Here is a 9,399-nt window from a genome sequence, read left to right as displayed (position 1 = left end):
AAAACAGGGAAGCTTACAAATTCGAAGTTACACAAAATAAGATTAGTATCAACGGCGCTACATCAGCAGGAACTTTTTATGGTGTTCAGTTGCTTCGCAAAGTGCTGCTCGTTTCCGATTCAAAGACTCAAATGGAATTGCCAATAGTGTCTATAATAGATTATCCTCGATTTGGCTACCGTGGAATGATGCTCGATGCCTCCCGCCATTTTGCGCCAGTGGATTTTGTGAAGAAATTCATTGATATTCTCGCTTTGCACAACATCAATACCTTCCATTGGCATCTGACTGATGATCAAGGTTGGCGCATTGAAATCAAGAAATACCCAAAACTGACTGAAATCGGCTCCATAAGAACTGAAACAATCGTCGGAAAATCCAAAAAGGATTACGACGGCAAACCGCACGGAGGATTTTATACTCAAAAGGAGATAAAAGAAATTGTCGACTACGCTCAAAAACAATACATTACCATTATTCCAGAAATTGATTTGCCCGGCCATATGATGGCGGCACTTGCTTCTTATCCGGAGTTGGGTTGTAAAGGCGAAGGCTATGAAGTACGAAAAAAATGGGGAGTATCGGAGGATGTGCTTTGCGTGGGAAATGAAAAAACTTTCGAATTTTTAGAAGGAGTTTTTCAGGAATTGATTCCTTTATTTCCTTCAATCTATTACCATATTGGTGGTGATGAATGTCCTAAAAACTCTTGGAAGAGTTGCCCTAAATGCCAAGCTAAAATAGCTGAGTTGGGTTTAAAAAGCGATGCCAAACACACCACCGAGGAAAAATTGCAGAGTTATTGCATAGCTCGAGTGGAGAAATTTTTGAATGCCAAGGGAAAAAAAATAATCGGTTGGGACGAAATCCTCGAAGGTGGAATAGCTCCCAATGCCACTATTATGTCTTGGCGAAGTTTTCAGGGAGGGATTGAAGCGGCACAACAAGGACACGACGCCATTATGACTCCAAGTTCTCATTGTTATTTCGATCATTATCAGGGAAATGACACTAATGCTGAACCCCTGGCCATTGGTGGTTATACCAGTATCGAACGAGTCTATTCTTTTGAGCCTATTCCTGAGATTTTAAACAAGGAACAACGCCAACATATTATTGGTGCTCAAGCCAACGTTTGGAGGGAATATATGCCAAATTCAGACCATGTGGAATATATGATTTTACCAAGGCTAGCGGCTTTGAGCGAGGTGTTGTGGACCAATTCTGAGCAGAAAAATTATGCTAACTTTTTAGGTCGATTGTCCGATTTATTGCCTGTTTATGACAAATTAAAGTACAACTATGCCAAAAGCATTCTGGAAGTTTCGCCTGAAATACATATAAATACCGAGAATTCCAGTTTGATTCTAAAGCTAAAAACAACCAGCAAAGATCCAATTTATTATACTTTGGATGGTCAAGAACCTACAATCAACAGTTTAAAGTACCAAAAGGAAATTATGATTAATAAATCGGAAACGGTCAAAGCGGTTGTCATCGGTCCAAACCAAAAAAGTAAAGTCTATGTGCAGTCGTTTGAGTTTAATAAAGCAACACTCAAGCCAATTGTTCTGAAAAATCAACCTACGGAACGCTATCGTTTCAATGGAGCCGAAACCTTGGTCGATGGCAAGAAAGGCACAACTGTTTTTAGTACCGGCGATTGGATCGGTTTGTACAATGAAAATTTAGAAGCAATAGTCGATTTGAGAACCATTCAAGATATTTCGGAAGTGGCAATGAATACTTTTATTTCTCCCAATGATTGGATTTTTGGACCCAAACAATTCATAGTGCTTTTGTCTGAGGATGGGAAAAACTATACTCCAGTTAATGGGCAAGATATAGCCATTGCAGAACAAGGAGACAATGCCAAGGTTAAGAATTTAAAAGCAAACTTCCCCACGCAGAAAGCAAGATATGTCAAAATAGTGGCTCCAATTTTCGAAAAAATACCGACTTGGCATTATGGAGGAGGGCAGCCCACTTTTTTATTCGTCGATGAAATTATAGTAAATTAATAGTCTTATAAAATGAACAAAGTTTTGAAAGTAAATTGGATTTATAGTCTGTTTATAATTAGTTTTTTTAGTAGTTGTTCCGAGAGTTCTTCTCAGGCTCAACCTGTGCCTTCAATTAGTTTAGAAGAACAAATTAAAACTAAATTTTATAGCGAAGTCTCACCTGTAAGTTCTGCAAATTGTTTTGCTGGAGCGTATTATCGAAAAGCAGTATCGAGCAAGGATTTTTGGCTGGGAATAGGAGGGACAGTAGTTTTACCAACTTTGACCTACGATTTAACACGTGAAAACCCTAACAAATTAGGAACCTACTTAGATAATGCCTCCATTTATCTTGGTGGAACCTCCGACGATCAAGAAACAGATATCGGAATGACTTGGGAAGTCATTCGGGAGGCAGACGGCAGTGTGAGTAAAGAGAGAAAAGCATTTCGACCTTTTATGCGTCGCACGAGTCACAAAGGAGGGCAAGTAGCGGTCTATCAAAATGCGCCTGCTACCAGCAATTATTATTGGTATCCAGGCGAAACCATTTCGATGAGCATTCAAGTCATCGAACCAAAGAAAATTAAGTTTGTAGTAGAAGGTGCAGGCAAAAAATACGAAGAGATATTCGAAGCCGATGGGTATCGAAATGAAGTTATGGCCAATTATAAAAGGGTGAATGCAATAGACCAAGTGTCGAACGAAGGAAAGCCAGTGCAAACTACCAAAGCAAAAGTAACAGGTGCCAAATGGCTTGAAGTCTATTTATTCCGTTCTGCCAATTCTCAAATTGTAAAAGCGCCGATGCATTCCAAAAGATTCACCGATATGCAATGTCCAGGAAAAAGTTATTTTGATATCCTTTCTAGTGGTGAAAGTGGGGAAAATATAGATATTTTTGGCAGTAGATAATACAGTTAGCAAAAAGCAAATTATTTAATAATAACCCGTTGGATGCAATTATTAAAAACGTCAGTTCGAGGTATAATTTTTATTCTAAAAAAAGCAATATAAAATGATGTAAAGAAACGAAAATGTTCTTAGGATGCCCCGCCCATAGACTGTGGCAGGCTGGGACCCGCTTTTCGAAAATTCTGGAAAAATCCAACGCTGTTTGAGCGTAGCGAGTTTGTTGGATTTCAGAATTGAGAAAATAGTGGGTCGGCGAACAGTCAAGGGCTAGCGTTTTTTGTTTCTTTTTTGGGCAATGCAAAAAAGAAAATTAAAAACACATTATTCTATAAGATAAGTAGAGTTTTAATTAAAAAATTGTTTTTTTTCTTACAACTGTATTTTGTTGCTTAATTGGTAATTATATAATTAACAAATAACGTCAATGGTAGACCCAATGGGTTAAAAATAAAAAAACACACATACTAAATATTATGAAAACAAGAAGAGATTTTTTGAACAAATTAGGCATCGGAGCGGCATCAGCGATGAGTGTTCCTTTTTTGAGTTCTTTTGAAAGTGGTTCCAACACTGAACTCATCGATACTGCAAATTCTATTTTAGATTCAACACCTAAATTTATTGTTCCTGCGGGAAATGCGCTGAAAATTACAGGAACCTTTCTTGATGAAATTTCACACGATATTCCGCATCAAAACTGGGGCGAAAAAGAGTGGGATCGCGATTTTGCTCATATGAAAGCCATAGGTATCGATACAGTAATTATGATTCGTTCGGGATATCGAAAATTCATCACCTACAATTCCGATTATTTAATCAAACAAGGCTGCTACAAACCCTCAGTCGATTTATTAGAAATGTATTTGCGTTTGGCCGACAAGCACAAACTGAAGTTTTATTTTGGTTTGTACGATTCTGGAAAATATTGGGATACCGGCGATATGACCTATGAAATTGAATCCAACAAATTTGTTATAGAAGAAGTTTGGAAAAAATACGGACATTTCAAAAGTTTTGGAGGTTGGTATTTGAGTGGCGAAATCAGTCGCAAAACCAAAGGTGCTATCGATTCTTTCCGAACTTTAGGCCAACTGTGCAAAGATGTTTCTGGTGGACTTCCAACTTTTATGTCTCCTTGGATTGATGGCAAAAAAGCGGTAATGGCGGCTTCAGGTACTTTGTCGAAGACCGATGCGGTTTCAGTTCAGGAACACGAAAAAGAATGGGGTGAGATTTTCGACGGAATCAAAGGGGCTGTTGATGCTTGCGCGTTCCAAGACGGACATATCGATTATGACGAATTGGATGCTTTCTTTTCGGTTAATAAAAAATTAGGCGATAAATACGGTTTAGAATGTTGGACCAACGCCGAAACATTTGATCGTGATATGCCGATAAAATTCTTCCCAATCAAATTCGATAAATTGCGCTTAAAATTAGAAGCTGCCAAGCGCGCTGGTTTCCAAAAAGGAATTACTTTCGAGTTTTCGCACTTTATGAGTCCGCAATCTTCGTATTTGCAAGCGGGGCATTTGTACGATAGATACAAGGAATATTTTGATATTAAATAATGAAATAAATAAAACCTGATTTTTTAAATCAACTACTAACCCATTAAACCAAAACAAATGAATAAAAAAGAGAATATAGGATATGTAATTTTCCTTTCGATAATAGGAGCAATAGGAGGATTTCTTTTCGGTTACGATGTAGCCGTTATTTCGGGAACCATTGAACAAGTCACACAACAATTCCAGTTAGATACGGTCTCCGTGGGATGGTATGTGGGTTGTGCTCTTATTGGGTCCATTGTTGGCGTTGCCTTTGCAGGGAAAATTGCCGATGTTTTAGGTAGAAAATGGACCATGTTATTGGCTGCTACCTTGTTTACGTTTTCAGCCTTTGGTTGTATGTTTGTCAATAGTTTTGAAGCTTTAATTTGGTGTCGTATTCTTGGCGGAATGGGAATAGGAGTGGCGTCTATTGTTTCGCCTTTGTATATCTCAGAGGTTGCTCCCGCAAGATCCAGAGGAACTTTAGTTACCTTATACCAATTAGCTATTACAGTGGGAATTGTGGCTTCTTATTTTGCGAATGCTGAAGTATTGAAATGGGCTACTTCTGGCCAATTTGAAACGGGATGGATGAAAACCATTTTTCAAACGGAGTATTGGAGAGGTATGCTGGGCTTATGTGGAGTGCCTTCCATTCTTTTCTTCTTGATTATATTTTTTATTCCAGAAAGTCCAAGATGGCAAATCGCGAAAAATAACAGCGATGCAGCACTGAAAACTTTAACTAAATTATTGGGTTCTGATGAGGCTTTAATTCAACTGGAAAACACTAGAAATTCGCTTCTTAAAAAGGAAAAATCCGATTGGAGAATTTTGTTTCAACCGGGTTACCGCACGGCTTTGTTTATCGGAATGAGTTTGGCTATTTTTGGTCAGTTTATGGGGGTAAATGTCATTTTTTATTATGGTCCAATTATTTTTAAAGAAGCTGGAATGGCCTCACAAGGTTCATTAGATTTCCAAATAGTTATTGGTGTGGTCAATGTACTTTCAACCATTTTAGGGATGTATTTGATTGATAAAATCGGTCGAAAAAAACTCGTTTATATTGGGGTTACAGGTATGTTTGCGATGTTGGTAGCTATCGGTTTCTATTTCAAAATGAATATTGGCAATCCTACCATTTTATTGTATTTGATAATAGCTTATGTTTTCTTCTGCGCGATTTCTATTTGTGTGGTGATTTGGGTATTGATATCCGAAATGTATCCGGTAAAAGTTCGTGGATTGGCTATGTCAATGGCTGGTTTTTCGCTTTGGATTGGAACCTATTTAATCGGGCAGTTGACTCCTATTTTGCTAGAATCATTAAGCCCTGCTATTTCCTTTTGGTTATTTGCAGTAATGTGTATTCCTTATTTCCTAATAACCTATTTCTTTGTGCCTGAAACCACAGGAAAATCATTAGAAGAAATCGAAGATATTTGGATTGCGCATTAATACATTGTTTAATCTTTGTATTAATGATGACGAAGAACATAACCCTTTAATTTAAAAAGAATGATTAGTTTTTTAATAAGTATAGTAGTTTTAGTGCTAGGGTATTTTATATACGGCAGTTATATCGAGCGGAAATTTGGTATCGATAAAGAGCGAGCCACTCCAGCCATTTACAAAGAAGATGGAGTAGATTTTGTTTCATTGAGCACAGGAAAGATCTTCTTAATTCAGTTTTTAAACATCGCAGGTTTAGGCCCTATTTTTGGTGCAATTGCTGGCGCAATGTGGGGGCCAGTTTCTTTTTTATGGATTGTATTCGGATGTATTTTTGCAGGTTCGGTTCACGATTATTTCTCGGGTATGTTGTCGGTAAGGCATGACGGAGAAAGTATTCCAGAAATAGTTGGGAAATATCTGGGAAATGGGGTAAAGTATTTTATGCGAATATTTTCCGTTGTTTTACTTATTCTAGTGGGCGTGGTCTTTGTAAAAGGACCAGCAACCATATTAAATGGACTAACCGGGTTGAATGTTTCCCTGCTAATCGTGGTGATTTTTGTATATTATTTATTAGCCACTTTGCTTCCTATAGATAAATTAATAGGTAAAATTTATCCCGTTTTTGGCATTTCATTATTGATAATGGCTGTGGGGTTGTTGTATGCTCTGTTGTTCCAAGATTATACTATTCCCGAATTATCAGTAGATACCCTTAAGAACCTGCATTCGAATCCCGATGAAAACCCCATTTTTCCTTTACTTTTTATCACGATTGCTTGTGGTGCGATCTCTGGTTTTCATTCCACCCAATCGCCTTTAATGGCAAGATGCATGACCAATGAGGCACAAGGGAAAAAAGTATTTTTTGGTGCCATGATTACCGAAGGGATTGTAGCCTTGATTTGGGCTGCAATTGCCATGTCATTTTTTGGAGGAGTGAAGGAGTTGAGCGAAACGATGGCGCAATCAGGGCACGATGCAGCTTGGGTAGTCAATATAATTTGTAACACCACCTTAGGAAAAATAGGAGGGATTTTGGCGGTTTTTGGTGTGGTAGCTGCACCCATAACTTCTGGCGACACAGCCTTTCGAAGTGCTCGACTAACCATTGCCGATTCGATAAATTTTAGCCAAAATACAATTGGCAAACGATTATTAATAACCATTCCTATTTTTGGCATTGCTGTTTTATTAACCGAAGTCGATTTTGCTATCATTTGGCGGTATTTTGGTTGGTCAAACCAAATGCTTGCAGCAGTAGTACTTTGGGCAATTGCAGTCTATTTAAAGAAACAACACAAAGCATTCTGGTTTGTGTTGCTACCTTCTGCTTTTATGACTGCGGTGGTGGTGACCTATATTTTGGTTGCTCCTGAAGGTTTAGGTTTGGATTATATGCTGTCTTGTGGTATTGGACTTTTTGCTGCAATTGCATTGAGCGTTTGGTTTGTTTTGTTTAAAGTTGAAAAAGAATCTAACTAGTTTTCCGTTGGTGTTCAGCCAAATTGTACTTATAAGGCAGGGATAAATTTATTAATAAAATATTTTAGTAATTAAAAAGTAATTAATAAAATAATTTCTATATTTGTATTCCTTCAGTTGCATAGCAGGAATGCTATTGATTTTTCGCAAAAAAGGTTTAGGTATTGCATAAACTCGATTGTGATTTTTTAAGTTTATTATTAAACTGAAATTGAATGTATTGCGTGTTTTGTACTTGTATTGAAATAATTTGTAATCTAATATAAACTAAATGAAAACTGCTTTAGAAACTACTCCAGACATTAGCTATAAAAGCCCAGGGAAATTTGAAGAAACCCGATTTGAGAAAATTCACAACGAAATTTTTAAAAATTCAGCCGAAGCCTCAGTAATTGTGGCTCAGGAAATAGCCCAGTTAATCCGATCCAAACAAGCCAAGAACAAACCTTGCGTTTTGGGATTAGCGACCGGTTCTTCGCCTATAAAAGTGTATCAAGAATTGGTTCGAATGCACAAAGAAGAAGGGCTTAGTTTTAGCAATGTGGTTACTTTCAATTTGGATGAATACTATCCAATGTCGAAAGAGAACAACCAAAGCTACTTTTATTTTATGCATCAGCATCTTTTCAATCATATCGATATCGACCCTGAAAATGTGAATATTCCTGACGGAACCGTTCCTTTCGAAGATTTGAATCAATATTGCATTGATTATGAAATGAAGATAAAAAGTGCCGGTGGATTGGATTTCCAATTACTAGGCATCGGTCGAACCGGTCACGTAGGTTTCAACGAGCCAGGTTCACACATCAATTCAGGAACGCGAATCATTACCTTAGACCATATTACCAGAGTCGATGCTTCGTTCGATTTCAATGGTATTGATTTTGTGCCTAAAAGAGCCGTAACGATGGGGGTTTCAACCATCCTTCGCTCTAAAAGAATCGTTTTGATGGCTTGGGGACAAAACAAAGCCGACATCATCAAAAGAACCATTCAAGGCGAAATCAGCTCTGAAGTGCCTGCAACTTTTTTACAAAATCACGGCAATGCAACTTTCGTTTTAGACCAATCGGCTGCTTCTGAATTGACACGATACAAAACCCCTTGGTTAGTAGGTGAATGCATTTGGACACACGAATTGAAAAGCAAAGCCATTGTTTGGTTGTGCCAAAAAACAAAACAGTCCATTTTAAAACTCACTGATAGAGATTACAACAACAACGGAATGTCCGATCTTTTGGCTTCGGGAGGTTCTGCCTACGATTTGAACATCAATATGTTCAACGTATTGCAGCACACCATCACCGGTTGGCCTGGTGGAAAACCCAATACCGACGACAGCAACCGTCCCGAAAGAGCCAATCCAGCCAAAAAAAGAGTAATTCTGTTCTCGCCACATCCAGACGATGATGTGATTTCTATGGGAGGAACTTTCTCGAAATTAATCAAACAAGGTCACGACGTACACGTAGTCTATCAAACTTCAGGAAACATCGCTGTAACCGATGATGAAGCCTTGAAATTTGCCGAAGTTTGCAACGATTTTGTGGGCGAAGACGAGAGCAAAATCAATTTTCAAGCAGTCATCGATTTCTTGAAGAATAAATCGGAGGATCAAATAGATTCTGTCGAAGTTCGAAAATTAAAAGGACTCATCCGAAGAAGAGAATCATACGCTGCAGTACGATACATTGGTCTAAAAGACGAGAATACACATTTCCTAGATATGCCTTTCTACGAAACTGGACAAGTTAAGAAAAACCCAATTGGCGAAGAAGATATTGCCATTGTAGCAGATATTATCGAAAAAATAAAACCACATCAAGTATTTGCGGCAGGCGATCTTGCCGATCCACACGGAACCCACGAAGTATGTTTGAACGCTATTTTTGCCGCTTTGAAAAGGCTAAAATCAAAACCTTATATGCGTGATTGTTGGTTGTGGTTGTACCGAGGAGCTTGGCACGAATGGGATTTACACG

6 protein-coding genes are annotated in these 9,399 nt (G+C 38.1%); all 6 read left to right on the top strand.

Going from position 1 to position 9,399, the window contains the following annotated elements; genetic code table 11:
• Positions 1–2,021: family 20 glycosylhydrolase (locus ACIQ1E_RS12490; protein ID WP_396171637.1), on the top strand; the 2,021-nt coding region annotated here is incomplete at its 5' end.
• A 12-nt stretch (positions 2,022–2,033) separates the two neighbouring features.
• A complete protein-coding gene (locus ACIQ1E_RS12485) occupies positions 2,034–2,918 on the top strand; it encodes a hypothetical protein (RefSeq protein WP_396171636.1) in 885 nt (294 codons plus the stop codon).
• 473 nt (positions 2,919–3,391) lie between these two features.
• Positions 3,392–4,489 (top strand): DUF4434 domain-containing protein, encoded by a 1,098-nt coding sequence (locus ACIQ1E_RS12480; protein ID WP_396171635.1) that lies wholly within the window; start codon positions 3,392–3,394, stop codon positions 4,487–4,489.
• A 57-nt stretch (positions 4,490–4,546) separates the two neighbouring features.
• Positions 4,547–5,932 (top strand): sugar porter family MFS transporter, encoded by a 1,386-nt coding sequence (locus ACIQ1E_RS12475; protein WP_396171634.1) that lies wholly within the window; start codon positions 4,547–4,549, stop codon positions 5,930–5,932.
• Between the two features lie 60 nt (positions 5,933–5,992).
• The gene (locus ACIQ1E_RS12470; protein ID WP_396171633.1) at positions 5,993–7,414 is read left to right on the top strand and encodes a carbon starvation protein A; all 1,422 of its coding nucleotides are present in this window, start codon (positions 5,993–5,995) and stop codon (positions 7,412–7,414) included.
• A 271-nt stretch (positions 7,415–7,685) separates the two neighbouring features.
• A partial coding sequence (gene nagB, locus ACIQ1E_RS12465; protein WP_396171632.1) for a glucosamine-6-phosphate deaminase occupies positions 7,686–9,399 on the top strand: 1,714 nt, incomplete at its 3' end.

Source organism: Flavobacterium sp. (assembly GCF_044348915.1).
Classification (GTDB): Bacteria; Bacteroidota; Bacteroidia; order Flavobacteriales; family Flavobacteriaceae; genus Flavobacterium.
Note: the sequence above shows the minus strand (reverse complement) of the source record. Positions and strands in the feature narration are given on the sequence as shown.